Origin of the sequence: Anoxybacillus sp. FSL W8-0104 (assembly GCF_038004465.1) — a bacterium.
Lineage (GTDB): Bacteria > Bacillota > Bacilli > Bacillales > Anoxybacillaceae > Anoxybacillus > Anoxybacillus flavithermus_G.
This window is the reverse complement of sequence record NZ_JBBOQU010000001.1, coordinates 1,757,442-1,783,091: the sequence shown is the minus strand read 5'-3', so window position 1 is coordinate 1,783,091 and position 25,650 is coordinate 1,757,442. Positions and strand designations below refer to the sequence as shown.

General features: G+C 40.3%; 28 protein-coding genes, 3 pseudogenes and 1 riboswitch. Of the genes and pseudogenes, 26 read left to right on the top strand and 5 right to left on the bottom strand.

Translation table 11 applies throughout. The features are described 5' to 3' along the window. Positions 1 to 56: 56 nt before the first annotated feature. Entirely contained in the window at positions 57 to 689 is a 633-nt protein-coding gene (locus NST18_RS09455; protein WP_004889535.1) for an MBL fold metallo-hydrolase, read from the top strand. 114 nt (positions 690 to 803) lie between these two features. Continuing rightward, positions 804 to 1,907 carry a class I SAM-dependent methyltransferase gene (locus tag NST18_RS09450; RefSeq protein WP_004889536.1) on the top strand — a complete coding sequence of 368 codons (1,104 nt, stop codon included), beginning with the start codon at positions 804 to 806 and terminating at the stop codon, positions 1,905 to 1,907. 29 nt (positions 1,908 to 1,936) lie between these two features. Here the strand turns inward: NST18_RS09450 and NST18_RS09445 are convergent, their stop codons facing one another. Beyond that, a complete protein-coding gene (locus NST18_RS09445; protein WP_192948263.1) occupies positions 1,937 to 2,179 on the bottom strand; it encodes a DUF2626 domain-containing protein in 243 nt (80 codons plus the stop codon). Positions 2,180 to 2,248: 69 nt separating this feature from the next. Next, the gene (locus NST18_RS09440) at positions 2,249 to 2,947 is read right to left on the bottom strand and encodes a helix-turn-helix transcriptional regulator (RefSeq protein ID WP_004889538.1); all 699 of its coding nucleotides are present in this window, start codon (positions 2,945 to 2,947) and stop codon (positions 2,249 to 2,251) included. A 352-nt stretch (positions 2,948 to 3,299) separates the two neighbouring features. On the opposite strand from NST18_RS09440, the gene comGA reads away from it, so the two are divergent. The 9 genes from comGA to NST18_RS09395 are packed head-to-tail and all read left to right on the top strand — an operon-like array spanning position 3,300 to position 7,959. Next, a complete protein-coding gene (comGA, locus tag NST18_RS09435) occupies positions 3,300 to 4,370 on the top strand; it encodes a competence type IV pilus ATPase ComGA (RefSeq protein WP_004889540.1) in 1,071 nt (356 codons plus the stop codon). Further along, a complete protein-coding gene (comGB, locus tag NST18_RS09430; RefSeq protein WP_004889541.1) occupies positions 4,354 to 5,385 on the top strand; it encodes a competence type IV pilus assembly protein ComGB in 1,032 nt (343 codons plus the stop codon). The genes comGA and comGB overlap by 17 nt, the downstream gene beginning before the upstream one ends. 12 nt (positions 5,386 to 5,397) lie before the next feature. Further along, positions 5,398 to 5,694, top strand: coding sequence for a competence type IV pilus major pilin ComGC (gene comGC, locus NST18_RS09425; RefSeq protein WP_006317959.1), 297 nt, complete (start codon positions 5,398 to 5,400; stop codon positions 5,692 to 5,694). Then, positions 5,687 to 6,124: a competence type IV pilus minor pilin ComGD gene (comGD, locus tag NST18_RS09420; protein WP_004889545.1), complete on the top strand. Its 438-nt coding sequence runs from the start codon at positions 5,687 to 5,689 to the stop codon at positions 6,122 to 6,124. The genes comGC and comGD overlap by 8 nt, the downstream gene beginning before the upstream one ends. Then, complete coding sequence (gene comGE / locus NST18_RS09415) at positions 6,108 to 6,416, top strand: competence type IV pilus minor pilin ComGE (protein WP_004889546.1); 309 nt, start codon at positions 6,108 to 6,110, stop codon at positions 6,414 to 6,416. Before comGD ends, comGE begins: the two co-directional genes overlap by 17 nt. After that, the gene (gene comGF / locus NST18_RS09410; protein ID WP_004889548.1) at positions 6,413 to 6,847 is read left to right on the top strand and encodes a competence type IV pilus minor pilin ComGF; all 435 of its coding nucleotides are present in this window, start codon (positions 6,413 to 6,415) and stop codon (positions 6,845 to 6,847) included. The genes comGE and comGF overlap by 4 nt, the downstream gene beginning before the upstream one ends. Beyond that, positions 6,807 to 7,223 (top strand): competence type IV pilus minor pilin ComGG, encoded by a 417-nt coding sequence (gene comGG, locus NST18_RS09405; RefSeq protein WP_340721382.1) that lies wholly within the window; start codon positions 6,807 to 6,809, stop codon positions 7,221 to 7,223. Before comGF ends, comGG begins: the two co-directional genes overlap by 41 nt. Positions 7,224 to 7,237: 14 nt before the next feature. Then, positions 7,238 to 7,744, top strand: coding sequence for a shikimate kinase (locus tag NST18_RS09400; protein WP_004889550.1), 507 nt, complete (start codon positions 7,238 to 7,240; stop codon positions 7,742 to 7,744). A gap of 26 nt (positions 7,745 to 7,770) precedes the next feature. Further along, entirely contained in the window at positions 7,771 to 7,959 is a 189-nt protein-coding gene (locus NST18_RS09395) for a YqzE family protein (protein ID WP_340721380.1), read from the top strand. A 14-nt stretch (positions 7,960 to 7,973) separates the two neighbouring features. Here the strand turns inward: NST18_RS09395 and NST18_RS09390 are convergent, their stop codons facing one another. Together NST18_RS09390 and NST18_RS09385 are read right to left on the bottom strand one after the other, a co-directional pair. Next, positions 7,974 to 8,744, bottom strand: a complete 771-nt coding sequence (locus NST18_RS09390) for a YqhG family protein (RefSeq protein ID WP_004889552.1) — start codon at positions 8,742 to 8,744, stop codon at positions 7,974 to 7,976. Next, entirely contained in the window at positions 8,731 to 10,374 is a 1,644-nt protein-coding gene (locus NST18_RS09385; RefSeq protein ID WP_004889553.1) for a DEAD/DEAH box helicase, read from the bottom strand. Before NST18_RS09385 ends, NST18_RS09390 begins: the two co-directional genes overlap by 14 nt. A gap of 187 nt (positions 10,375 to 10,561) precedes the next feature. Next, positions 10,562 to 10,650: riboswitch (glycine riboswitch) on the top strand. 144 nt (positions 10,651 to 10,794) lie between these two features. Here NST18_RS09385 and gcvT point away from each other — a divergent pair. From gcvT to NST18_RS09335, 10 genes are all read left to right on the top strand, one after another. Next, positions 10,795 to 11,889, top strand: coding sequence for a glycine cleavage system aminomethyltransferase GcvT (gcvT, locus tag NST18_RS09380; protein ID WP_004889554.1), 1,095 nt, complete (start codon positions 10,795 to 10,797; stop codon positions 11,887 to 11,889). 17 nt (positions 11,890 to 11,906) lie between these two features. Beyond that, a complete protein-coding gene (gene gcvPA, locus NST18_RS09375; protein ID WP_004889555.1) occupies positions 11,907 to 13,253 on the top strand; it encodes an aminomethyl-transferring glycine dehydrogenase subunit GcvPA in 1,347 nt (448 codons plus the stop codon). Next, a complete protein-coding gene (gcvPB, locus tag NST18_RS09370; RefSeq protein ID WP_004889556.1) occupies positions 13,246 to 14,700 on the top strand; it encodes an aminomethyl-transferring glycine dehydrogenase subunit GcvPB in 1,455 nt (484 codons plus the stop codon). The genes gcvPA and gcvPB overlap by 8 nt, the downstream gene beginning before the upstream one ends. A 216-nt stretch (positions 14,701 to 14,916) precedes the next feature. Next, on the top strand, positions 14,917 to 15,603 hold the full coding sequence (locus tag NST18_RS09365) for a copper amine oxidase N-terminal domain-containing protein (protein ID WP_004889558.1): 687 nt from the start codon (positions 14,917 to 14,919) through the stop codon (positions 15,601 to 15,603). 12 nt (positions 15,604 to 15,615) lie between these two features. Beyond that, positions 15,616 to 15,924: a hypothetical protein gene (locus NST18_RS09360; protein WP_004889559.1), complete on the top strand. Its 309-nt coding sequence runs from the start codon at positions 15,616 to 15,618 to the stop codon at positions 15,922 to 15,924. 2 nt (positions 15,925 to 15,926) lie between these two features. Beyond that, positions 15,927 to 16,862, top strand: a complete 936-nt coding sequence (locus NST18_RS09355) for an FAD:protein FMN transferase (protein WP_004889560.1) — start codon at positions 15,927 to 15,929, stop codon at positions 16,860 to 16,862. A gap of 2 nt (positions 16,863 to 16,864) precedes the next feature. After that, positions 16,865 to 17,407, top strand: coding sequence for a ferric reductase-like transmembrane domain-containing protein (locus NST18_RS09350; RefSeq protein WP_004889562.1), 543 nt, complete (start codon positions 16,865 to 16,867; stop codon positions 17,405 to 17,407). A gap of 17 nt (positions 17,408 to 17,424) precedes the next feature. After that, complete coding sequence (locus NST18_RS09345; RefSeq protein ID WP_004889563.1) at positions 17,425 to 18,105, top strand: response regulator transcription factor; 681 nt, start codon at positions 17,425 to 17,427, stop codon at positions 18,103 to 18,105. After that, entirely contained in the window at positions 18,086 to 19,408 is a 1,323-nt protein-coding gene (locus NST18_RS09340; RefSeq protein ID WP_035018543.1) for a sensor histidine kinase, read from the top strand. The genes NST18_RS09345 and NST18_RS09340 overlap by 20 nt, the downstream gene beginning before the upstream one ends. A gap of 21 nt (positions 19,409 to 19,429) precedes the next feature. Continuing rightward, a complete protein-coding gene (locus NST18_RS09335) occupies positions 19,430 to 19,963 on the top strand; it encodes a hypothetical protein (RefSeq protein WP_340721379.1) in 534 nt (177 codons plus the stop codon). Between the two features lie 114 nt (positions 19,964 to 20,077). Here NST18_RS09335 and NST18_RS09330 read toward each other — a convergent pair whose 3' ends face one another. Further along, on the bottom strand, positions 20,078 to 20,452 hold the full coding sequence (locus tag NST18_RS09330) for a rhodanese-like domain-containing protein (RefSeq protein ID WP_004889566.1): 375 nt from the start codon (positions 20,450 to 20,452) through the stop codon (positions 20,078 to 20,080). 127 nt (positions 20,453 to 20,579) lie between these two features. On the opposite strand from NST18_RS09330, the gene NST18_RS09325 reads away from it, so the two are divergent. The 5 genes and pseudogenes from NST18_RS09325 to NST18_RS09305 form a co-directional block, all read left to right on the top strand. Continuing rightward, positions 20,580 to 21,416 (top strand): lipoate--protein ligase family protein, encoded by an 837-nt coding sequence (locus NST18_RS09325; RefSeq protein ID WP_064214085.1) that lies wholly within the window; start codon positions 20,580 to 20,582, stop codon positions 21,414 to 21,416. A 159-nt stretch (positions 21,417 to 21,575) separates the two neighbouring features. Continuing rightward, positions 21,576 to 23,015, top strand: a pseudogene (locus NST18_RS09320) (vitamin B12-dependent ribonucleotide reductase); the annotation flags it as partial. Between the two features lie 201 nt (positions 23,016 to 23,216). Then, positions 23,217 to 24,152, top strand: a complete 936-nt coding sequence (locus NST18_RS09315) for a hypothetical protein (RefSeq protein ID WP_004889570.1) — start codon at positions 23,217 to 23,219, stop codon at positions 24,150 to 24,152. 60 nt (positions 24,153 to 24,212) lie between these two features. Further along, a pseudogene (locus tag NST18_RS09310) lies at positions 24,213 to 25,337 on the top strand (vitamin B12-dependent ribonucleotide reductase); the annotation flags it as partial. Between the two features lie 159 nt (positions 25,338 to 25,496). Continuing rightward, positions 25,497 to 25,592: pseudogene (locus NST18_RS09305) on the top strand (spore photoproduct lyase family protein); the annotation flags it as partial. Positions 25,593 to 25,650: the final 58 nt, after the last annotated feature.

Below are 25,650 nucleotides of genomic sequence, written 5' to 3'. Positions count from 1 at the left end.
CGTATATTGTTCGTGTACAATGAGAATAGAATATAGGAGAAAGGTGAGGAAATAAAATGAAATGGAACCGAATCCCATTAGGGCCGTTACAAACGAATGCGTATGTGCTTGTTCATGAAAATGGGACATGTTTAATTTTTGATCCCGGCAGCGAAGGAGAAAAACTCATTCATTATATTGAAACGAACGGCTGGACGCCGCTTGCGGTGTTGCTTACACATGCTCATTTTGATCATATTGGAGCGGTTGACGACGTAAAAAACAAGTGGTTCATTCCTGTGTATGTACATAAAAAAGAAAAAAATTGGCTAACTGATCCAATGAAAAATGGTTCTTTATTATTTATGGGAGAAGCAATTACTACAAATGATGCCGATGTGTTACTTGAAGGAGAGAAAACGTTGACGATTGGCGATTTCTCACTTCAAGTGTTCGAAACACCAGGGCATTCACCGGGTAGTGTATCATACTATATCGAAGACGCTCAAGTGATCGTATCAGGAGATGTACTGTTTTCAGGAAGTATTGGTCGCACCGATTTACCAGGAGGAAATTACGAACAATTGCTACAAAGTATACATCGTAAGTTGCTTGTTCTCCCTGAAGAAACGATTGTACTATGTGGACATGGACCAGAAACAACGATTGGAGCGGAAATGGATACAAACCCTTTTTTAAATGGATTTTAGACAAAAAAATTCCCTTCTCTATACAGAGAAGGGGGTTTGGGGGATGTTTTATTTCCTATAATGGGAGGGGATATAGTTAAGCTACTACATTAACGATATAACAAATTTAACACTATGTCAATAGTGAAAAAGGGTGCGAATGAAAAAATGTTAGAAAAAATGAGAAATAAACGTTTATCGTATGCACAATACATGGAATTAGCATTGTACGATGAACAGTATGGATATTATATGAGAAAAAAAGAAAAAATTGGACGCGAAGGGGATTTTATTACGACGAGTAACGTTGGGCATATCATTGGGCATGTATTTGCAGATGTGTTTGTTCGCTTGATAGAAACGTATCATGTTCCACCGCTCATCTGTGAAATCGGTGGGGGGACAGGACGATTTGCTTATGCTGTTTTAGAACAATGGAAACGTCAATCATCTAAAACGTTTTCACAAGGACAATATATAATGATCGAAGCAAGTCCGTACCATCGGGAAAAACAAGCGGAAACGCTCGCTCCGTTTATTGATTACGTTCGTATCATCTCCAGTTTTGCTGAGCTTTCTGATTCTTTTTCTGGTATTGTATTTAGCAATGAGCTATTTGATGCGTTTCCTGTTCATGTCATTGAGAAACGAGAAGGTCACATATACGAGTGCTTTATTGAAGTAGAAAACGATCAGCTTGTTGAGAAATGTGTTCCGCTTGAAAATGAGCAAATTGCTCAATATATCGTTGAACGGAATATTCAGCTCGTTGACGGGCAGCGATTTGAAATTCCGTTAGCGATGAAAAAGTTTATTTTTCAGCTCAATCAAGTAATCGATAAAGCAATTATTTTTACAGTAGATTATGGATATACGGATGAGGAATGGAAACACCCAGCGCGAAAACGTGGGAGCTTGCGCGGTTATTATCGTCATCAGCTCATCGACAATGCGCTTCGTTATCCAGGTGAGATGGATCTCACCACACACATTCAATGGGATGCGTTACGATTTTATGGAGAACAAGCAGGGTGGACATATACTCATTTATGGCGCCAAGATGAATTTTTATTGCAGGCAGGCATTTTAAATCATTTGATGGCCCACCATGATCCAAATCCGTTTTCTGAGCAACAGCGTCATAATCGTGCTATTCGCTCGCTAGTCATGAGCGATATCGCCAGGGCGTTTCATGTGATGGTGCAACAAAAAAACATGAATATTCCTATTTTTACATAAAAAAGCGATGAGGTACACTCATCGCTTTTTTATTCGCCCATACCAGGAACCATCATAAAGGTTGTCCAGTACGTAAATCCGGCAAAAAAGACCGTTAAGTACGCACCGAAAATGTACATGTACATTCTTTCTGTTAATTTTAAGTAGCTTAACAAAAGAAAGAATCCTGTTTGGCCGAGGAACAATAATGATGTTGTATGCATATGGCCAAGATAGAACATGACAGCAAAAATTCCTGTCCAAAATGACAAGACGCGGAACATACGATCCATATGTATCCCTCCTTTTCTGACCGTTTCCCTTACTTATTATAATGTACTCGAAATGGTTGTGTAAACGTTCTATTTTTTAAGAATGGCTTGATACGTACACGAATTACAGCCTGATGGCATAATTTCTTCAGTCACAAGTTCAGCGTTTGTAAATAATACTTCTAACATTCCTTTTAAAAAGGCGTTATGCATATAACAGACAGAATCTGGATGTGCAAATGCGAGTTCTTTAAACGGGCAGTTGAAAATTTCAAAGTAAATTTTCCCTTGATTTTCACTGTAATGGAATGTCGGATAAAATCCAGCGGCTTCCGCTGCTTTTTGTAAAATGTTCATTTTTTCTTCCACACTTAACTGTTCAAGCGCTTGCATCGATTGGACGTGTTGTTGTACAAGTTCTTGACCAAATAACTTTCCTGTTTCATACAACGCTTGTTTCCCTACTTCTCCAAGTTTCATCATCGCATGGATTGCAATTTTTGATAACAGCTGGTAGTCGCGAAACGGAAAATGGAGCTGAATCACATCGTCAGATAGACGGTATAATCGACTCGGTCTTCCACCTTTTCCTGTTTTTTTTGTTTCCGATACAAGCATATTTACATCTTCTAGCTTTGTTAAATGAAGACGCGCGACGTTTGGGTGAATATGAAAAGCATCAGCAATTTCTTGAACGGTTACTTCTTGATGTTTTCTAGTGATATACTGATAGATTTCATAACGAGTCGGATCAGCAAGGACGCTTGTAATTTTCAGTACTTGGTCCATTATGTCTCACTCCTATATGTTCATTCATTTACATTATAATACATGTATTTCCACAATGGAAATGCATATATAGGTCTTTTTTTCTATCTCTTTTGCAATGTTCACAAAGTTTTAAAACAAATTAATGCACAAAAATTAAACAAAAGTTATACAACATGTATAAAAAGTGAAGAGAGGGGTGTGTCTCCATGCTTACCATTAAAAAACATCGCGAAAAAATATCGTCGTGTTTTTGTCTCGTAACATTCACCCTATGGGTAAATATTTTTTTGAATTTTTTTGTGAATGAAGCAGGAATTTGACGAAAGATGTTGAATAATGATGGCGAGAAAATGGAGGAAGGAGGATCGTTTTGCAAACAATCGAGCAATTGGCGGACCGACTCGTTGAGGATGCGTATATTCTTCAAGCTTCTGACATTCATATCGTTCCGCGTAAGCAAGATGCGCTTGTTCAATTTCGGTTAGGAGGGATGCTTGTTACAAAGCATGTGCTATCTAAACAAATGTGTGAACGTTTGCTTGCTCATTTCAAGTTTCTCGCTGATATGGATATTGGTGAACGTCGCCGCCCGCAAAGCGGAGCAATGGAAATGAACGTTGCCCACACAACTGTCCATCTTCGTTTATCGACATTGCCTACGATTTACGACGAAAGCTTAGTTATCCGCTTGCTCCCGTTACATTCATCTCTTCCGCTCAAGCAACTCGCATTATTTCCTTCAACGATAAAAAAGTTGCTCGCGCTATTAAACTATTCCCATGGGCTTATGATTTTCACAGGACCAACAGGATCGGGAAAGACAACAACGTTATACAGTTTGTTAAACGTATGTCGCCATCATTTTCAACGAAATGTCATTACGTTAGAAGATCCGGTTGAAAAGCGGGCGGAAGATGTGTTGCAAGTACAAGTAAACGAAAAAGCTGGCATTACGTATGCTGCAGGATTAAAAGCGATTTTGCGACACGATCCCGATGTGATTATGGTAGGAGAAATTCGTGATGCCGAAACGGCACGAATAGCTGTACGCGCAGCGCTTACAGGACATCTTGTGCTAACAACGATGCATACGAAGGATGCGGTTGGAGCGATTTATCGTCTTCTTGAGTTTGGTGTACCATTTCAAGAAATGGCGCAAACGTTAGTCGCTGTGACAGCCCAACGTCTTGTGCAATTGAAATGTCCGTTTTGTGAAGCGGAGTGCTCACCTTTTTGCCGACAGTATCGACCTGTTCGTCGAGTCGGTGTTTATGAATTATTATACGGAAGTGAACTGGCACAAGCGATGCGTGCAGCGAAAGGGGAGCAAGCGACATACGTGTATACTCGGTTAAAAGATGTGATTAAAAAAGGCATTGCGCTCGGTTTTTTACACGAGCATGTCATTGAAAGTTGGTTGTTAGATGAAGCGACGTCGTAATTGGTCGTTACAAGAGCAAAGTTCGTTTTTCATCCAACTTGGAAAATTGCTCAGTAAAGGGTATTCGCTTGCTCAGGCGATTGAGTTTTTACAAATTCAGCAACCTGTAGTAAAACAAAAAGATTTAGATGATTGCATGCAAGCATTGCGAGCCGGTGTACCGATTCATGAAACTTTTTCACGCATGCAATTTCATTCTCATCTTTTAGGATATATATTTTTCGCTGAACAACACGGCCAACTTGCTCACGGGTTTATTGAAGCGGGGGAAATCGGACAAATGCGGGCACATTACGTTGAGCAAGTGAAGCGTATGTTACGCTACCCATTGTTTCTTTTTAGTTTTTGTATCGCCATGTTTTTCATATTTCAACAAGTATTAGCTCCACAGTTTTCTCATCTTCTTTCTTCATTTCATGCTCGTTCTGCTTTTTCTACGTTCATTTTTTCTGTTGCGGTATGGCTTCCTCGCATTTTTTCTATTGCGCTCATCGTGTTCATTTTCTTCGTATTGTTTTACTTTTTTGTCGTTCGTTCATGGCCTATTTATAGACAAATGAATCTATTTATGAACATCCCAATTGTTCGCTCGTGGATCGTTTCTTTTCATACGCAAGTATTTTCATTGCAATTAAGCCATTTGTTGAAAGGGGGACTATCGATTTATGAGGCGATCCAAATTTTTGAGCATCAATCTCACCTTCCGTTGCTGAGAGAGGAAGCGAAATTGATGAAACAACAGCTATGCGCAGGTGAAAAATTAGATGAAATCATCGAACAGCGGAAATATTACGAGAAGGAACTACCTTTCGTCATTCGTCACGGTCAGTCGAATGGAGAATTAGTTCAAGAATTATTGCATTATAGTCAGTTTTCATTGCAAAAACTAGAAAAACGTCTGAAGAAAATGATATATATCATTCAACCACTGTTGCTTAGTTTCATTGGTATTTTCGTTATTCTCATGTATATGGCGATGCTATGGCCCGTTTTTCAATTGTTAAATCACATATAATGGGGGATGTATATGCGAAATGAGAAAGGGTTTACATTAATTGAAATGTTAATTGTGCTAATGGTTATCACAATTTTAATTTTAATTACGATTCCAAATGTGACAAAACATAACAGCATGATTAACAACAAAGGGTGTTCGGCTTTTATAAAAATGGTTCAATCCCAAGTGAAAGCATACGAAATGGAGCACGGTACAATCCCGACTGTGCAACAATTAGTAGATGGAAAATATATTGAGAGCAACCGTTGCCCAAATGGAAAAGAGATTGTTATTACAAATGAAGGAGACGTTTTAGAAGGTGAATGAACGAGGGTTTACGCTTGTAGAAATGTTGATCGTTCTTTTTATTGTCACAACGATCATGGTTTTTACCGTTCCACCGCTTCAACAAACGTTAGCTGAGCGGCAGTTACAATATTTTTTAGAACAGTTTAGTAACGATATGTTATATGCCCAACAATATGCGATTAGTCGAAAGAAAACGGTAGCGATTATGTTTTATTTCGATACATGTCGCTATCAAGTAAAAGAAGGTGGGACGTTTGGGAAGGAATTAATCGCTCGTTCCTTCCCTTCCCCTTTTCGATTTCAAATGGCTACACTATCTCCACCGTTGTTTTATTATCCAAATGGCAATATCAATAAGGCGGGAACATTGCTTGTTGCGTATGGAAGCAAAAAATATAAAATCGTTTTTCAATTAGGGAAAGGGCGATTGTATGTACAAAAATTGTAAAGGTTTTACATTTTTTGAACTGCTTATTTCGCTTAGTGTGTGGAGTGGGGTAATCGTTATGATCATCGCTCATTGGACAATCATTATGATAGAGCGAGAAAACAAAAAAGCGGAAACGATCGCCAATCAAATTTTATATGAGGTGATGATGAACGGGCAGATTGGAAACGAAACGGTCGTGGTGCGAGGTACACATACATTTTCACTGTTTATGCGTTCAAATGAGCAATGTGTGCGGTGGGAAGATAGGTTGAAACGAACAAAAGAAAGATGTGAGTCGTTAGGACAATGATTCAAAAAGAGAAAGGATTCACATTAATCGAAATACTCATGTCTCTTATCGTTTTGTTCATCATTTTATCTTTATTGACACCCGCATTTCATCTAGCAGCAAACTATACAGCCAAACGTGGAAACTTTCACTATTTTGAATGGCTTGTTTTTATTCAACAAGCAAAAATGGAACTAAGGGAATCGAAAGATGTTCGTATATACGGAACGACGATTCAATTCGATAAATGGACAGGGGAGCGCGTAACGTATGAAAAGTACGGAACGATCATTCGTCGACGTGTGAATGATACCGGTCATGAAATTATGCTTCAGTTTATTCAACAAATATCATATGAAAAAGAGGGAGCAGGCATCCGTATTCGTGTATTGACAGACAAGGGGGATGCATATGAAGCGTTCATTCCATCTTTTCGTTCGCTCGAAACATGAACGGGGAGTTGTTTTTCCCTTTACCGTCATGTGTGCGTTATTCATGAGCGCTCTTTTTTTGCATGCTGTTGCATTGTATCATACAGAAATACAATTTTTTGAAGAAGAAAAGAAATGGTACGAAGCAGATTACTTAATGAAACAAGCGCTTACTTATGTGAAACAAACGCTTGCCAGTACACCAGAAAACGTGTCATCATTAACCCAAACGGTTTCATTTGTTCATGGGCAAGCAACATATCGCGCAACACGTATTGAGCCTGATGTATGGTCTGTAACTGTATCGTGCATAACGAATGCACAATTTCGTTACGACGTCCAATTTCAATTCGATGCTTCAACAAACAACATATCAGTGTGGCGAGAAGTATACTAGAAGGGAGAGGGAACATGAAAGCGATTTATTTAACAGGATTTATGGGAGCAGGAAAGACGACAGTTGGTAGACGTTTAGGAGAAGTATTGCAATTGCCTGTGATTGACACAGATGCATATATTGAACAGCAAGTCGGAAAAACGATTACAAAGATTTTCGCAGAAGAGGGGGAAGAGACGTTTCGAGCGTATGAACGAGACGCATTAAAGAAGCTTCCAAAGGAACATGTGATTATTACAACAGGTGGCGGGATTGTCATTCAAGAAGAAAATCGTCAATTTATGCGCGAGCATGGAATCGTCATTTATTTGCATTGTGAGCTAAATGAATTGTTTCGGCGTTTAGCTGATGATGAGACCCGACCGTTACTGATGGGAAATAAACAAAAGCAAATGAAACAGCTATTTGAACAGCGTCTTCCGTTTTATCAAGAAGCGCATATGACCATTGATACAACAAATCGCACAATAGATGACATCGTAGAAAACATCGTCTCCTTGCTTAAAACGCCTCGTTTTTGACGATACTAGCATCGAGGTGATGAACGATGGCAGGAAACGATTATGTGAAATTTATGACCGAACAAGTCGTAAAATATTTAGACCAACCGAGAGACGAACGAAAAAAACAAAGACAACAAAAAAAAGAGTTTAAAAAACAACAAAAGCAACCGTTTTTATATCGCTGGTTCGGCGTCATTCCGTATGCTGTTATCCTTTTATTCAAGCAAAAATAAGGCTCACGTTAGCCTTATTTCGCTTGCAAATAAAATAAACCGCCATTGATAATGGATATGTGAATTCTCGGTTCATACCTTTGTCGCAATGCTTCTTTTTCTTTTTCATATTCTTCTCGTTTTTCCTCTACGCCTTCGTAAAAATGTTGCAATAATGCTAGTTCTTCTTTCCAGCGTGCTCGCGCTTCATCCGCCCAATGATGTGTTTCAGAGGAGATGAGACGCTCCACAAAAGCTTCAAGTCGGGCAAGTCCGCTCAGCGGTTTAATAAGTGGAGAAATGGTAAAACAGTAATCAGGGACTGTTGCCGTCCACTGTTTTTCTTTTAACACGTCGTAAAATGATTCAATAATCGTTCCACTAATGAGATGAATACCTAACGATAATAAACGATCTTGTTTTCGATCACACTCATAAGAGAGCAATATGTTTGTATGAAGCCACGGATGAAGCGCAACAGAACGTTCACATACTTGTTCATAAAGGCGAACGAATCGTCCGTTCATTTTGGCGATTGAAAAAATTTGGTGAAGCCGCGGTGAACCGAAATGAATATATTCCCCTTCTTTCGTAGCTGATTGTCTTGTCATAAGCGATAATTGCAGTGGTTCACCTATGGCTCCGATGCGTTCAACATAATGCCAATAAAAAGGACGATTCATTAATTGTTTATCCATATCGACGGTAAGTTGAACGCGTATATGACCATCACTATGTTCTAAAATTGTGCAATGGGTAGCGGTAAAAAAACGTTCGAGAAAAGATTGAATGTCATGTTGCTGCATGTACATTATCCTCCATATTTGTAAAAATTTCTACAAAATTTTGTATTTTAATTTTTAGCTCTCCTTCGCTTTTCGACTGAGCAATTATGCGTTCTAAATGATTTGAAAATGTAGGAGATTGTAATTTCATTAAAATATCATCTAACTCACCAACGACTCGTTCAAATAGTTGAATTTTTTCGTACAATAACGTAAACATATGTTCTTCAATCGTATTGCGCACGACAAAATTATAAATGTGGACATCTTTCGTTTGTCCGAGACGGTGGACGCGCCCGATTCGTTGTTCAAGACGCATCGGGTTCCATGGTAAGTCGTAGTTAATGACATGATGGCAAAATTGCAAGTTAATCCCTTCCCCTCCTGCCTCAGTTGCGATCAACACTTGTGCGCGATGTTGAAACAACTCTTTCATCCAATCTTTTTTACTTCGTTTAAACCCACCGCGAAACGGCACAGAAGAAATGCCGTGCTGTTTAAAAAACCATTGCAAATAAAACTGTGTGGCGCGGTATTCTGTAAATACAATAACTTTATCGTTTATTGTTTGAATAAGCTCTAACGCTTTTTTCGCTTTTGTATGGTCGGTGATGTCGTTCATTTTTTGCAACAATGCCCCGATTGTCGTTTCGAGATGAGGTTTTTGTTCAAACATGTTTTTCAACGTGCAAAAAAGTGCTTCTTTGCTGCTACATATTTCACGCAACAATGTCATATGTGACAGCGATGTATCTGAAAAATGAGTCTTCAACTGTTGAATCGTTTCATATACATTTCGCTCCGCTTCCGAGAAATCAATAAAAAACGTTTCAACGTGCCGTTTTGTCCACCCAATACCTGTATCATGGCGACGATGACGAATCATTACCTTGCGAATGAGCTCTTTTAAATGGGCGTCATCGTGTAATGTCCGCAATTTTCCGTACTTTTTTTGAAATTGTTCGGCATTTCCTAAATGTCCTGGTTTCAGTAGAGAGACAAGATGAAAAATTTCCTCTACACGATTTTGAATCGGTGTTGCTGTCAATAGTAAACAAAACTTTTTTTTCAGTCCTTGAACAAATTCATAGTTTTTTGTTTTATTGTTTTTTAACTTATGTGCTTCGTCAATAATGACCATATCGTACGTTTGTCCATAAATGATGTCCCGATGTGGTTGTTTTTTTGCCGTATCAATGGATGAAACAACAATGTCACATTGTTCCCATACGTAACTTTTCCTTTGGGCAACAGCAGGAATAAAAAATTTCTCGTTCAATTCTTGCACCCATTGTGACACGAGAGAGGCTGGAACGAGAATAAGCGCCTTCTGCACAAGTCCACGAATCATATACTCTTTTAAAATCAATCCTGCTTCAATCGTTTTCCCGAGTCCAACTTCATCAGCTAAGATGGCTTTTCCGTTCATTTGTTCAACGACTTGACGGGCAACGTCGTATTGATGAGGTAAAATGGTGACATGTGGTAAATGATTTGGCGCTTGTAGCCCATCAAATTGAGGGATAGCTAACGATTTCGTTGCTTCAAGCGCTAACTCATATAATTCCCAATTTGACCACGGGCCGTCACGTTCAATACGTTTGGCAAATTCATCTTTCCAGCTTCTCTCCCAATGCATGGTGATGTTCATCAAGCATCCCTCATTTTCCGAACATTTTTGTTTGAAACTAAATAAACTTACGTATTTTATTTATAAAAAGGTATTGCGCCAAATGAGAAGTTATAAGATAATAAAAAACGTAAGAAAGTTTGTAAAATTCCTTCATTGATGTGTTCACATATAGTGTGGCACAAGAATGACAATTGTATACGGGCGGATGAGAACAAGGGGAGAGACTACAGCGTGTAGCGCCGAAGGAGCAAGTGGCAACACGAATCTCTCAGGCAAAAGAACTCTTGTTTGACGCAGCTCTGGAGAGCGTTCACAAACGTGAACCACCCACGAGGACACCTAATTACTCTTAGGGAAACTTTCAGGTGAAAGGACAGAGACTACCATATGACAATATGGGGGTCGTCTGTCTTTTTTTTATGAACAAGGAGGGAGCATATGTTACAAAGAACACCGCTATTTCCTCTGTATGCAGAGTATGGCGCAAAAACGATTGATTTTGGTGGCTGGGAGTTGCCTGTGCAATTTTCTAGCATTAAAGAAGAACATGAAGCTGCACGAACGCGTGCAGGGTTATTTGATGTGTCCCATATGGGCGAGTTTGAAGTGAAAGGAAAAGATAGTCTTGCTTTTTTACAAAAAATGATGACAAACGACGTTGCGAAGTTAACGGACGGTCGCGCCCAATACACGTTGATGTGTTATGAAGATGGGGGAACCGTTGATGATTTACTTGTTTATAAAAAAGCGGACGATCATTATCTTCTCGTCGTAAACGCTGCCAATATCGGGAAAGATTTTGCTTGGCTTTCTGAGCATGTTGTTGGGGATGTCGAACTTGTCAATATTTCAAACGATATTGCGCAACTTGCGCTACAAGGCCCACTTGCGGAAAAAGTATTACAGCAATTAACGACGGTCGATTTATCTACGATGAAGTTTTTCGCTTTTGCAGATCATGTTGATGTTGCAGGAGTTCAAACGCTCGTGTCCCGAACAGGATATACAGGAGAAGACGGATTTGAGCTATATTGTCGAGCAGAAGATGCCCCAACGCTTTGGCGCGCCATTTTAGAAGCAGGAAAAGAAGAAGGGGTACTTCCGTGCGGGCTCGGTGCACGCGATACACTTCGTTTTGAAGCATGCTTGCCACTATATGGACAAGAACTGGCCAAAGACATTACCCCAATTGAAGCAGGGCTTGGATTTGCAGTAAAAACGAATAAAGATGTCGACTTTTTCGGAAAAGAAGTATTGAAGAAGCAAAAAGAAGAAGGAGCGCCACGGAGACTTGTCGGAATCGAAATGATTGACAAAGGCATTGCGCGTCACGGATATGCGGTGTATGTCAACAATGAGCAAATTGGCTTCGTCACGACCGGAACACAATCGCCAACGCTTAAAAAAAATATCGGACTAGCGCTTATTTCTACTGCGTTTTCGGCACTTGATACGGAAGTAGAAGTAGACGTTCGTGGGAAGCGGTTAAAAGCAAGAGTGGTGGCAACACCGTTTTACAAGCGTACAAAATAATGTGAGGAGAGAGAGTTATGCTTCATCGTTATTTGCCGATGACAGAAGAAGATAAGCAGCAAATGTTACAAACGATCGGGGTACAGTCCATTGACGAATTGTTTTCTGACATCCCGGAAAGCGTCCGTTTTCAAGGAGAGTACAACATTAAGCCGGCAAAATCAGAACCGGAGTTAATGAAAGAATTAATGGCACTAGCGGAAAAAAATGCGGATATGAAGACACACACGTCGTTTTTAGGAGCAGGGGTGTACGATCATTACATTCCGACGATTGTGGATCACGTCATTTCACGTTCCGAGTTTTATACGGCATATACACCGTATCAACCAGAAATTTCGCAAGGGGAATTGCAAGCCATTTTCGAGTTTCAAACGATGATTTGCGAGCTAACAGGCATGGATGTGGCAAATTCATCGATGTACGACGGTGGAACAGCGCTAGCAGAAGCAGCGTTATTAAGCGCGGCGCATACGAAAAAGAAAAAAGTGTTGTTATCAAGCGCGGTGCATCCAGAATACCGCGACGTCGTGAAAACATACGCGAAAGGCCCGGGGCTTGAAGTAGTAGAAATTCCGTACAAAAACGGCGTGACGGATGTGGACGCCTTGCAAAAAGAAATGAATGAAGACGTCGCGTGCGTCATCGTGCAATATCCAAACTTTTTCGGGCAAATCGAGCCGCTAAAAGACATCGAGCCAATCGCTCATGCGCATAAAGGAATGTTCGTTGTCGCCAGCAATCCGCTTGCATTAGGGGTATTAACGCCGCCAGGCCAATTCGGGGCGGACATCGTCGTTGGCGATGCGCAGCCGTTTGGTATTCCAACGCAATTTGGTGGTCCGCATTGCGGCTATTTTGCGGTGAAATCAGCGCTCATGCGCAAAATTCCGGGACGTCTTGTCGGACAAACGACAGACGAAGAAGGTCGCCGCGGTTTTGTGTTGACATTACAAGCGCGCGAGCAACACATTCGCCGCGACAAAGCAACATCGAATATTTGCTCGAACCAAGCGTTAAACGCGCTTGCAGCGTCGGTGGCAATGACTGCGCTTGGTAAAAACGGCGTAAAAGAAATGGCAACGATGAATATTCAAAAAGCACACTATGCAAAAGAGACGTTTGTCAATCATGGATTTGATGTCGTATTCACAGGACCGTTTTTCAATGAGTTTGTCATCCGCTTGAACAAACCGATAGCAGAAGTAAATAAAAAGCTATTGGAAAAAGGAATCATTGGTGGCTATGATCTCGGGCGTGATTATCCAGAACTACAAAATTGTATGTTAATTGCAGTGACGGAACTACGCACGAAAGAAGAAATCGACACGCTTGTAAAAGAATTGGGGGATTGTCATGCATAAAGACCAACCGCTTATTTTTGAATTAAGTAAGCCAGGGCGAATTGGGTATAGCTTACCGAAGCTAGACGTGCCAGCCATCGATGTTGCACAAGTCATTCCAACCGATTACATTCGTCAAGAAGCACCTGAGCTTCCAGAAGTGTCGGAGCTTGATATTATGCGCCATTACACAGCGTTATCGAAGCGCAATCATGGGGTCGATTCCGGCTTTTATCCGCTTGGGTCTTGTACGATGAAATACAATCCGAAAATCAATGAAAACGTTGCCCGCCTATCTGGATTTGCGCATATTCATCCGCTTCAGCCAGAAGAAACCGTACAAGGCGCGCTTGAATTGATGTATGACCTTCAAGAGCACTTAAAAGAAATCACCGGTATGGATGCGGTGACGTTACAACCTGCGGCCGGAGCACATGGCGAATGGACAGGACTGATGATGATTCGCGCCTATCATGAAGCGAATGGCGATTATAATCGCACAAAAGTGATCGTTCCTGATACGGCTCACGGTACGAATCCTGCTTCGGCTACGGTCGCAGGGTTTGAGACGATTACGGTGAAATCGACGGAAGAAGGGCTTGTCGATTTAGACGATTTACGCCGCGTCGTCGGCCCGGATACAGCGGCATTGATGCTCACCAACCCGAATACGCTTGGCCTTTTTGAAGAAAATATTTTGGAAATGGCCAAAATTGTCCACGATGCAGGTGGAAAATTGTATTACGACGGCGCGAACTTAAATGCGGTGTTAAGCAAAGCACGCCCTGGCGATATGGGCTTTGACGTTGTGCATTTAAACCTTCATAAAACGTTTACTGGTCCACACGGTGGCGGTGGTCCTGGCTCAGGTCCTGTCGGCGTGAAGGCGGATCTCATTCCGTTTTTACCGAAGCCAACGGTGGAAAAGGGAGAAAACGGCTACTATTTCGACTACGATAGACCACAAGCGATCGGGCGTGTGAAGCCGTTTTATGGAAACTTTGGCATTAACGTTCGTGCGTATACGTATATTCGTTCGATGGGGCCGGATGGCTTAAAAGCAGTGACAGAATATGCGGTATTAAACGCCAACTATATGATGCGCCGATTGGCTGAGTATTACGACTTGCCATACAACCGTCATTGCAAACACGAATTTGTTTTGTCAGGAAAGCGACAAAAGAAATTAGGGGTACGTACGCTTGATATTGCGAAGCGTTTGCTTGATTTTGGTTACCATCCGCCGACAATTTATTTTCCGCTCATCGTCGAAGAGTGCATGATGATCGAGCCGACCGAAACTGAGTCAAAAGAGACGCTCGATGCATTTATTGATGCGATGATTCAAATCGCAAAAGAAGCGGAAGAAAATCCGGAGATCGTTCAAGAAGCTCCGCACACAACCGTTGTCAAGCGGTTAGATGAAACAACTGCGGCACGCAAGCCAATCTTGCGCTATCAAAAATAATTGAAAATGAAAAAAGAAAGTCAATCAAAAAGTTCGTCTCTCTTGAAAAGGCATAGCCGCAATATGTAGTTATAGTGTTAGGGATGGCCTGTTACGTTTGGGTCATCCTTTTTTAATATTACAAAAAATTTTTTGGTTAATTTTTATTTTTCATTTTTTTTTCAGAAAAACTCTCTAAAATGAACGCAGAAAGAGTAGAAAGGAGCAATGCCTTCCATGCGAAAGTTTATTTTAATTTTAAGCCTCTGTTTTTTGTTTGTTACGGCATACAGCATAAATAGCCTATTTGCTTTAGCTGACGATGATGAATATGAAGAAAGAATGGAAGAGTACGATCATGAAGACGAAAATGATCATTACGATGAAGAACGTTACGAACACGAAGAGGAAGAGCGACACAAATATGAAATGGAAGATGAGCATGATGAAGAGTTCGGTAGAGAGGACAAGCGGAACCAAAACGCTCAACAAAAACCCATTGTCATCAAGCAAGAATATTGGTACAAGTGGTCTCGCTCTACTGATATACCTGAAAAGTATGCTGAAACACCGATCTCTTCCGAAAAAACGGTGCCAATACAATTTCAAGAGAAGGAACCGCTTTATACAAATGTTATTCCAATGAAAGGACAGTTATTTGTTCCGCTCGAGGAAACCGCGCAATACTTGGGAGCTTCGGTCATTTTGTATCCAGCCTCGAAAATCGCTGAAATCCAACTGAACGACAAATTATTGATTGTTAAGAACGGTTCAAGGGCTGTTTACGAAAATATGAAAAAGACACCGATGCCTCACCCAATCTTTGAGAAAAATGAAAAGCTCTATATTCCAATTAGTGTCTTAACTAATGGATTAGGTTTTCAAGTAACATGGAAAAATCAGCAAATATTCGTTTATGAATGAGGAGGAATTTTTGTGAAAGGAAACAAGTGGATAAAATGGATGATTGGAATTGGCGGTATTACTGTATTTACAAGTTTTCTTCAACTCGTCAATGATTCAGAAGAAAACAATAAACAAAACGAAATGATGTTAAAAGAAGAAACGGCTTCATTTCAGAATGAAACGGAAGAGGCAAAACAGCAGCGGGAACAACAACTTTTGTCGTTGGATTGGAATGAAGGAAATTGGGATGTCGAATATTCCAATGAAGTCATTATTGCGACACCAAAAACGGAAACTTCCCGATTGCAACCGGCAGAAAACCGCACAAGGAGATCGTAGTGATGAACGTGGAACAATTTTTAATAATGAATGGCATGGGAACCGTTATTAAAGTGCAAGTAACGGGGGATGAGCAATCGCTCAATTGGAAGCAACTGATGCAAACTTGGTTTACTATGTTTGAAAAGGTTTGTTCTCGTTTCTTGAATGATAGTGAATTAACAAAATTGAATCAGTCTCCAGTGGACGTGGTGATACAAATTCATCCTATTTTGTATGACGTACTACAAGCCGCATTCGAATATGCGATAAAGACAAATTTTTATTTTCATCCATTTGTGGGAACGGTCATGAAAAATATCGGCTATGCGGACTCCTTTCATAAACAAGGTATTTTGCGCGAGCATAAAGAGCGTGCAAGTTTATTTCGTGTTCCATCTGAAAAAAGTTTATCGTTTTTTCCTGCATTAAAAGCAGTTATGAAACATACAACCGAGGAAATAGACCTCGGAGGAATCGGTAAAGGATGGAGCGTCGATCAAGCGTATCATCTGTTGAAAGATTTAGGAATCAACGCAGGAATCATTGATGCTGGGGGAGATATGTTGATTTGGGGAGATGTCGGTAGAAAAGTGGGGGTGACGAATCCTTTTAATGAAAATGAAGATATTGCGCAATTTTTTATTTCTTCCGGTGCAGTAGCGACATCGAATGTTCTTTATCGCAGATGGAAAATAAATGGAGAAACCAGGCATCATATTATTCATGGTCGGACAGGAAAAAATCCGAACAGCGACGTCGTGCAAGCAACCGCATTTGCTGAATGCGTTACCGAAGCGGAGGTGATTGCAAAAGTGCTTTGCATGCTTCCTTCTGATGAAGGCATTCAATGGCTAAAACGAAATTTCCCACAGTCAGCGTGTATGATCGTTACCCAAAACAGCCGATTGCTGATTACTCCTTCTATTTCGCGATATGTTGAAAGAATGGTGATGTAACCATGACCGAATTTTCTACTTGGGAATGGATTCGCGCCTCTGGATGGAGCGCCTATTTTCTCCTTTTCATATCGATTTGCTTCGGGATGATGCAGAAGATGGGCTTCATTTCTAAAAGCATTGGCCGATATTTGTTGATTGCACATCAAACAGCTGGATGGTTCGCTTTTTTGTTAGCGTTTTTTCACGGCTTTTTGCTCTATTTTGATGATTATCAGCCCTTTTCAATATTGGAAATTTTTATCCCTTTCCAATCGAAATATCAACCGATTTTTACAGGTTTGGGAATCATTTCTTTTTATTCGATGTTTTTAATATTTCTATCAACCGATTTATTGAAACAAGTCGGGAGAAATGTTTGGAAAATCATTCATCTTCTTATTTTGCCAAGTTTTATTCTTGCCAGCTTACATGGATTTTTTATCGGAAGCGATACAGATGAAACATGGAGTAAAATCGTTTATGCAAGCGCGATATTTGTTTTTTTACTATTGAATTTTTTTCGGTTTTTTGCAAAATCGAAAAAGATGTTTGAAAATTATTGAAATTGAAGGTGGGAGAGATGTATATTCTCTTGGCAGAAGATGACGTACGGCTTGGCAAAATGGTTGTCCATATGCTGAAAAAAGAGAATCATGTTGTTGATTGGGTGCAAAATGGGGAAGACGCATATTATTTCGCAAAACAAACAGACTATGATTTACTGATTCTCGATTGGATGATGCCGATTCAAGAAGGAACGGAAGTTTGCAGGACATTGCGCAATGAAGGCTTTAGCGGCGCAATTCTCATGTTGACAGCGAGAGATGCTCTCGAAGACCGCGTTACCGGCCTAGACTTAGGAGCAGATGATTATATTGTAAAACCCTTTGAGTTTTCCGAGCTTTTTGCCCGAATTCGCGCTTTATCAAGAAGAGCGACAAAACCGTTTCAAACAGAAGAGCTTTCTATCGGAAACTTGACTCTTAATTTAAACGGACATTCCATAAAAAGAGGAGAAAAAAGGATTCAATTAACGAATCGTGAATTTCAATTAATGGAGCTTTTCATGCGCAATCCAAATCAAATTTTGCCGCGTGAACTGATTATTGAACGCATTTGGGGGTTAGATGCCGATATTACAAGCAATAATATTGACTCTTTTATTCGTCTTTTACGAAAAAAACTTGGGGACGATGGCACTCTTATTCAAAATATTCGAGGGGTAGGTTATAAACTTAGCGATGAACGACAAAATGTTTAAAAAAATCCGCTTTCGGCTCACTCTTCTTTTTACAGGTTTAATTGTCATCTTTTTAATATCGTTCACTGTCTTAAGCTATAGTCTGCTGTTATCACTGATTACAAATAAACAAAAACAGCAAGTGATTGCATTAGCTGAAGCGGAATATGCCGAACATAAAGACGATCTTTTTTATTGGTATTATTACACAAAGAATGAGAGAAGCAAAAAAGCAAGAAATGATTATCTTGAGTACAATCCGGAAGCTCCTTTCTTTTATTATGTTATAACACCTAATGGAAAAATATTGGATGGAGATGAATCTTTTCCAGATTTGCGTAAAGATATTTTAAAAATCATTCGCAAGTGGATTCCGAAAAATGAAGAAGTACGTCGCGAAACAATCAAAGTGCAAGGCGGAAAGACGATATCATTGCTGCTTTCCGGTAAATCCGTTTTTAAAAATGGTATATATATCGGAACCATTTATACTGGAACCAATATTACGATGCAAATTTACATTGTAAAAACTCTACTAATCATATTAATTTTGATTTCTCTCGTATTTATAGGATTGTCTGCCTTGCTTGGCTATTATATGTCTGGAAAAGCGATGGTTCCGATTGTCAGGTCCTTTCAGAAGCAAAAAGAGTTTGTTGCCAACGCGTCTCATGAACTGCGTACACCTATCAGTATTTTTCAATCATCCCTCGAAGTGATCGAAGCAGAGGAAGTAGAGAAGATGAGTGAATTTTCCTTGCAAATACTGTATGACATGAAAGATGAAGTGAAAAGAATGACGAAATTAATTAATGACTTGTTGCTGCTTGCTCGCTCTGATGCCGATGTTGTTCAGTTAAACCAAGAATGGTTTGTGTTGGAACCAATGATTAGTGAGCTTATAAGAAAATGCCATCCTTTAGCGGAACAAAAAAATATAGAATTCCTTACGAATATCCAAGAAAACATAACGATATTTGGCGATAAAGAAAGGATTAAGCAATTACTTTTTATTTTGCTCGATAACGCCCTAAAATATAACGTGGAGAACGGACAGGTTCGGATGAATATATGGCGTGAAGCGGAAAGCATAAAGATGGAAGTAAGTGATACGGGGATTGGCATACCGTTAGAACATCAGCATCGCATCTTTGAACGTTTTTACCGCGTGGACAAAGCAAGATCGCGCCAGCATGAGGGAAATGGGATTGGACTTTCGATTGCGCAATGGATTGTTGATGCTCATGGCGGAACGATTAGCGTACAAAGCGAAGAAGGAAAAGGAAGCTGTTTTATCGTTACGCTGCCACAACCTATTCAATAATTTTCGATGGGAGGGAGTTTTATGAGAAAAGTAATGATGATGATTGGATTGATTCTAATGGTTACTATCGTTTTCAAACAGCCTGTTTTTGCTGACGATGATGAGTACAGAAAATATGAAGAGCATGAGTTGGAGGAAGAAAATGAAGCTGTAGAAGAAGGCGGAGAAGTGTTAGGATGGGGAACGGTTGCCGCCACAGCAGCCGCGGGAACCCTATTTCTTTTGCGGCGGAAAGTTAGTTTTTTCACAAAGATTATGCCTAATGGGAAAGCATTTTTTATTCAGCTATTACGGTTATTAACAAAATGGCATATATCAATTGGCGCAATTGCTGTTACATTAGCTGCTGCGCACGGAATTTTGATGTACATGGCAGAGGGAGAATTAACGGCTAACGAATATGTGGGGATGGTTGCTGTTGGATTGATGACCGCTGCTGCTGTTGTTGGTATGGTACTTGCCAAAAATAAAAGAAACTCTTCTATTCGCGCAACCCATATGGGCTTATTATTGATATCGGGCATTTTTATGGTTTTTCATATTGTTTTTTCTTAATTAATGCTCAACTTTCGCACACAAGAAATAGTTTTCATAATGGAAAAGAACAGACAACAGAGAAGGATAGATCAAGCCATTTTCCGCTTGGTCTATCCTTTTTCCATTTGATTGCTATCCTTTTTTCTTCACTTTCCCTGTCCACATTTTAAAGCCGCCTTTTAAGTGGTATAAATCCCGATAGCCGTTGCGATACAACATTTGTGCAGCGCGACTGCTACGTATTCCACTTTGGCAATATAAGTAAATTGGTTGATCTTTACGCAATTCTTTCATGCGTAAACGTAATTGAGAAAGCGGAATGTTACGAGCTCCTAAAATATGACCTGCCGCGTATTCATCGGGTTCGCGAACATCGATGAGTTGTGCTTTTCGATAGCCTGCGCGAAACTCTTCTTCCGTCAACGTTTGAACGATTCGCTTTTGGTAAAAGTATGTAATGACCGCGTACACAATAATTGCTCCGAGAATAATAAGAGCGATTGTCATGATGCCCCTCCTTTTTTTCATCGTTGCCATGTCTATTATATAAATGTTTTAGGCAAGAAGCAAAGCATTTTCCATTGACTTATTATGTTTGTTACACTATAAAATGATAGAGGAAAGGGTGGAGTAGATGGAAAAAGAAGTATGGCGTTTTATTGACTCAGGCAATTGTTCTCCAGCGTTTAATATGGCGCTTGATGAAGCGTTGTTAGAATGGCATAGCGAAGGAAAAATTCCGCCGACGATTCGGTTTTACGGTTGGAATCCACCGACGCTTTCGATTGGCTATTTTCAAAAAGCGGAAAAAGAAATTGATATGGAAGCGGTCAAAAAGTATGGTCTTGGTTTTGTAAGACGGCCGACAGGTGGTCGTGGCGTGCTTCATGATCAAGAGTTGACGTATAGCGTCATCGTGTCTGAAGCGCATCCAAACATGCCACAAACGGTGACGGAGGCGTATCGCGTCATTTCGCAAGGCATTTTAGAAGGATTTCGTTTTCTCGGACTTGATGCGTATTTTGCAGTGCCGAAAACAGAAGAAGAAAAAGCAGATTTAAAAAATCCGCGATCGGCTGTTTGTTTTGATGCACCGTCTTGGTATGAGCTCGTTGTTGAAGGGAGAAAAGTAGCAGGCAGTGCACAAACGCGGCAAAAAGGTGTCATTTTACAACACGGATCGATTTTATTAGATTTAGACGAAGACATGCTCTTTAGTCTATTTAAGTATCCGAATGAAAGAGTGAAAGAACGATTAAGGCAAAACTTTAAAAACAAAGCAGTCGCCATTAATGAATTAACGGATCGAAACATTACGATCAATGAGGCAAAAGAAGCGTTTTTCAAAGGATTTGAAAAAGGGTTAAATGTTCAGCTTGAACGATATGAATTAACAGATGATGAGCTTTTCTACGTTCAGCAACTTGCGAAAAACAAATACGAAACAGATGAATGGAATTTTAAACGGTAAATTTTTTTCTTGACAAGTAAAAAATGCTTGACTTAATTATCAATATGTAGTATGTGTTTTTAAAAAAATCATACTACATATTGATTTTTTTATTGATTATTGTTGTCGATATATGGTAGTTTAATGTAGTAAGATTATGTTGGTAGAGGAGAGGTAAAAATGACGGTTGCGTTTTCTGAAAAAATGACGGTGAATGTGGACAAGTTGAACGAAGATATTCGTCTCTTTCCACAAGTGCACCCGATTACCCCTGAGATGCACATTACATATAAGGGTGTGTCGCGTTTAGTGATGCTTGATCGCTATTCGTTTAAAGATACGGAAAAGTTGACGTTAAGCGTCGGAGATTTTGTCGTTTTAACCGTGAAGGAAGATCCGAAGTTTCCAGCGCGTGGCCTTGGATTTATCGTTGAGCTGGACTGGGAAAATAAAAAAGCACACGTGCTCGTTGAAGAAGAATATCGTCATGTGTTGGAAGGAGAGGAAGCGAAAACAGGTATTGTTGTTCGTTCCCTCGATGTCATTGAAAAGCCACTCGAAATTTTTTATGAACAAATTGCGAAGCGGAACGCAACCGGGCTAGCCGCTGTTGAAAAAACAGAAGAAAAAAGAAAAGAGTGGTTTGAAAAGTTTTATGAACAGCTCGTCAGCCTGAATTTTGTTCCAGCTGGACGCGTACTGTACGGAGCAGGTTCTGGGACAGAAGTGACGTACTTTAACTGTTACGTCATGCCGTTTGTGAAAGACTCTCGCGAAGGCATTTCTGAACATCGAAAACAAGTGATGGAAATTATGAGCCGCGGTGGCGGTGTCGGAACGAACGGTTCGACCCTTCGTCCACGCAATACACTCGCGCGCGGAGTGAACGGAAAATCGTCCGGATCGGTGTCATGGCTAGACGACATTGCAAAACTAACCCATCTTGTCGAACAAGGTGGCTCGCGCCGTGGCGCTCAGATGATTATGCTAGCCGATTGGCACCCGGACATTATTGAATTCATTATTTCGAAAATGCAAAATCCGCGCATTTTGCGCTACTTGCTTGAGAATACAGAAGATGAAGGCATTCAAAAAGCAGCGAGAGAAAAATTAAAGTTTACGCCGCTTACCGAACAAGAGCGCGCGATGTATCAAGGAATCGTCAACTATAAAAACATCCCAGGATACGGGGGTTTTAGCGAAAAAATTATTAAAGACGCGGAAGAAAAGTTGCGGACAGGCGGTACGTATAGCGTGCACAATCCGGACTTTTTAACAGGAGCGAACATTTCTGTTTGCTTAACGAAAGAGTTTATGCAGGCAGTAGAAAACGATGAAGAATACGAATTGCGCTTCCCAGATGTTGAAACGTATTCAGAAGAAGAAATGCGCATCTACAACGAAAAATGGCACGAAGTCGGCGATGTGCGCGAATGGGAGAAAATGGGCTATCGCGTTCGCGTCTATCGAAAAATTCGCGCGCGAGAGCTATGGAAGCTCATTAACATTTGCGCAACGTATTCAGCAGAACCAGGCATTTTCTTTATCGACAACGCCAACGACATGACGAATGCAAGAGCGTACGGACAAAAAGTAGTCGCAACAAATCCGTGTGGTGAATAATCGCCTCACGTAAAAAACTGCGGAATTAAGCGGGGAGGCTGAGATGCTAACCCGAACCGAAGGCTGAGCCTAAAAACTCAGTCAGGGGCAACGCATAGGTGGTGAACCTGCGAAAGCAGAATATAATCCACCCACGAGGCCGCAGCATTGCACACGCTTTAATTATTATTCGTATTTAAAGAGAATTAAGGTGGCGTTATGAACAGGGGATATGCAGGTTTTTATAAAGGACATTATTTACGAAGCTCATATGAATATGCGTATGCCAAATATCTTGATCATCACTCAATTCCTTGGAGCTACGAAGATTGTGTATTTGATATTGGATATAAATTGTATAAACCCGACTTCTTCTTATATGATCAAAAAGGAAAACTTGTTAAAATAGTGGAAATTAAATCGAGAAGTAAAGACGCAAAAAAGAATGCGAGAGAAGCATTGAATATTATTGAGGAACAGCATCATATAAAGTGTGAACTAATCTCTTATGAAGAGCTGCTTGACTTGTATAAAACATTGCCTTTTTCTTTAACATCAACTATTGAGGAATGGATAAAATCAGAAAATACCACTATTAGTAAAGTCGCTTATGGTGAACTCAATGGTCATTATAATTTAAAACATGACGAGGAAACTAAAAAGAAAATAGGAGAGCATACTAGAAGCTTATGGCTATCTAATGGTATAGCAAAACAAAGAATGTTGGAAGGATTAAAAAAGTCAGGTTTAGCTCAGAAAGGAAAAATAAAAAAGCCAAGAGAAACCAGAACTTGTGAAGAGTGTGGAAAGATATTTAAAGTTATCATTACTTCAAAACAAAAGTTTTGCAGTCGAACTTGTGCAGGTCATCGGGCAATTAGGCATGCCACAAACACATATGTTGAAATAAGAAGTGAGGTACACCATAATATACGGGAATATATTATTAAATGGTCAAGAGAAAACTCAGATATAGTTGTTAAAACACCTTTAAACAAAATCAAAACTACTATTCAATCCTTAATTAGGGATATTGAAAGGGAATTTCAAGTTAAAGATCTCAGAGTCATCTCAAAATCAGTATTTGGAGAAGATCGGGGAAGGAAAGAGTTAATTAAATTTATGAAAAGCGTGTGCAATGAAGATGTATGCTGAGCTAACGGGAAATGAACCGTTAGAACTAGGGGATAAAAAGCCCCTAGGGTAACATAACTGGAACAACCACTCGCACCTTATTCTGTGTGCAATTTAGCCGCGATTAATTTGGCAAATATGGTCGATAAAGAAAAGAAAGTCGTTGATTATGAAAAATTAAAGCGTACGGTTGAAGTTGGTGTCCGTATGCAAGATAACGTTATTGATGCAACCCCATACTTCCTTGAAGAAAATAAAAAGCAAGCGCTTGGGGAGCGCCGCGTCGGTCTTGGCGTCATGGGATTAGCTGATTTGCTCATTTATTGCGAAAAAGAGTACGGTTCGGAAGAAGGCAATCAGTTAGTTGACGAACTGTTTAAAACAATTGCGACAACGGCATACCGTGCGTCCATTGAGCTCGCAAAAGAAAAAGGAAGCTTTCCGTTTTTAGTTGGCGAAACGGAAGAAGAAACGATGAAATTGCGCGAAGCGTTCATTCACACCGGTTATATGAAAAACATGCCAGACGATATTCGCCAAGATATTTTAAAATACGGCATTCGCAACTCGCATTTATTAACGGTTGCTCCGACTGGATCCACAGGGACAATGATCGGCGTGTCCACAGGGCTTGAACCATATTTTTCCTTTTCTTATTATCGAAGCGGCCGTCTAGGCAAGTTTATTGAAGTGAAGGCGGATATCGTTCAAGAATATTTAGATAAACATCCAGAAGCGGATCCGAACAACTTGCCGCATTGGTTTGTAACCGCCATGGACTTATCGCCAGAAGCGCATGCCGATGTCCAGTGCATTATTCAACGTTGGGTGGATTCAAGTCTCTCGAAAACGGTAAATGCCCCGCGCGGCTATACGGTTGAGCAAGTACAAAAAGTGTACGAGCGGTTATGGCGAGGCGGCGCAAAAGGTGGAACAGTCTATGTCGACGGTAGCCGCGATGCGCAAGTATTAACATTAAAAGCGGAAGAACATGCGGTTGAAGAACAACTGGAGCTCCTTCCAGAAGAACCGAAAAAACGGGCTGTTGCGCTTGTTGAAACAATTCCAGATTTACGCGCAACGGACGTCACGATCGGTTCAGAAGTCGGCAACATTTGCCCGGTATGCCGTGAAGGAACGGTCGAAGAAATCGGTGGCTGCAACACGTGCACAAGTTGCGGAGCGCAATTAAAATGTGGTTTATAATGGAAAAAGGGACGGGAAAAACCCGTTCCTTATTTTATTATGAATAATAACAAAAATTGTATTTCATCACCTCATGACAATCAAACATACTAACATTGAGGTGATCGAATGAAATCATGTATTCCTCAGCTTGTTTATTTTGAGTCCGAAGCGCTTCATTATCCGCTCGGCTTTATCGTCGCGCCAATTTACATGCATGACGGCTGGGAAGAAGGGTATTTTGAGCTATTTGAACGATTACATGCAAATTTACGTAAATAGTTGTCATGCTTGGTAAACATGTTATAATCATAATGATTACGGATGTTTGTTT

Excerpts from the sequence above, each read along its gene's own strand:
- gcvPB (WP_004889556.1), top strand. The coding sequence starts at position 13,246 with ATGCATAAAGACCAACCGCTTATTTTTGAATTAAGTAAGCCAGGGCGA.
- NST18_RS09450 (WP_004889536.1), top strand. The coding sequence starts at position 804 with ATGTCAATAGTGAAAAAGGGTGCGAATGAAAAAATGTTAGAAAAAATG.
- NST18_RS09385 (WP_004889553.1), bottom strand. The coding sequence starts at position 10,374 with ATGAACATCACCATGCATTGGGAGAGAAGCTGGAAAGATGAATTTGCC.
- NST18_RS09335 (WP_340721379.1), top strand. The coding sequence starts at position 19,430 with ATGAGAAAAGTAATGATGATGATTGGATTGATTCTAATGGTTACTATC.
- NST18_RS09455 (WP_004889535.1), top strand. The coding sequence starts at position 57 with ATGAAATGGAACCGAATCCCATTAGGGCCGTTACAAACGAATGCGTAT.
- comGG (WP_340721382.1), top strand. The coding sequence starts at position 6,807 with ATGAAGCGTTCATTCCATCTTTTCGTTCGCTCGAAACATGAACGGGGA.
- gcvPA (WP_004889555.1), top strand. The coding sequence starts at position 11,907 with ATGCTTCATCGTTATTTGCCGATGACAGAAGAAGATAAGCAGCAAATG.
- gcvT (WP_004889554.1), top strand. The coding sequence starts at position 10,795 with ATGTTACAAAGAACACCGCTATTTCCTCTGTATGCAGAGTATGGCGCA.
- NST18_RS09325 (WP_064214085.1), top strand. The coding sequence starts at position 20,580 with ATGGAAAAAGAAGTATGGCGTTTTATTGACTCAGGCAATTGTTCTCCA.
- NST18_RS09315 (WP_004889570.1), top strand. The coding sequence starts at position 23,217 with ATGAACAGGGGATATGCAGGTTTTTATAAAGGACATTATTTACGAAGC.
- NST18_RS09330 (WP_004889566.1), bottom strand. The coding sequence starts at position 20,452 with ATGACAATCGCTCTTATTATTCTCGGAGCAATTATTGTGTACGCGGTC.
- comGF (WP_004889548.1), top strand. The coding sequence starts at position 6,413 with ATGATTCAAAAAGAGAAAGGATTCACATTAATCGAAATACTCATGTCT.
- NST18_RS09340 (WP_035018543.1), top strand. The coding sequence starts at position 18,086 with ATGAACGACAAAATGTTTAAAAAAATCCGCTTTCGGCTCACTCTTCTT.
- NST18_RS09365 (WP_004889558.1), top strand. The coding sequence starts at position 14,917 with ATGCGAAAGTTTATTTTAATTTTAAGCCTCTGTTTTTTGTTTGTTACG.
- NST18_RS09395 (WP_340721380.1), top strand. The coding sequence starts at position 7,771 with ATGGCAGGAAACGATTATGTGAAATTTATGACCGAACAAGTCGTAAAA.
- NST18_RS09355 (WP_004889560.1), top strand. The coding sequence starts at position 15,927 with ATGAACGTGGAACAATTTTTAATAATGAATGGCATGGGAACCGTTATT.
- comGC (WP_006317959.1), top strand. The coding sequence starts at position 5,398 with ATGCGAAATGAGAAAGGGTTTACATTAATTGAAATGTTAATTGTGCTA.
- NST18_RS09345 (WP_004889563.1), top strand. The coding sequence starts at position 17,425 with ATGTATATTCTCTTGGCAGAAGATGACGTACGGCTTGGCAAAATGGTT.
- comGE (WP_004889546.1), top strand. The coding sequence starts at position 6,108 with ATGTACAAAAATTGTAAAGGTTTTACATTTTTTGAACTGCTTATTTCG.
- NST18_RS09445 (WP_192948263.1), bottom strand. The coding sequence starts at position 2,179 with ATGGATCGTATGTTCCGCGTCTTGTCATTTTGGACAGGAATTTTTGCT.
- NST18_RS09400 (WP_004889550.1), top strand. The coding sequence starts at position 7,238 with ATGAAAGCGATTTATTTAACAGGATTTATGGGAGCAGGAAAGACGACA.
- comGB (WP_004889541.1), top strand. The coding sequence starts at position 4,354 with ATGAAGCGACGTCGTAATTGGTCGTTACAAGAGCAAAGTTCGTTTTTC.
- NST18_RS09390 (WP_004889552.1), bottom strand. The coding sequence starts at position 8,744 with ATGCAGCAACATGACATTCAATCTTTTCTCGAACGTTTTTTTACCGCT.
- NST18_RS09440 (WP_004889538.1), bottom strand. The coding sequence starts at position 2,947 with ATGGACCAAGTACTGAAAATTACAAGCGTCCTTGCTGATCCGACTCGT.
- NST18_RS09350 (WP_004889562.1), top strand. The coding sequence starts at position 16,865 with ATGACCGAATTTTCTACTTGGGAATGGATTCGCGCCTCTGGATGGAGC.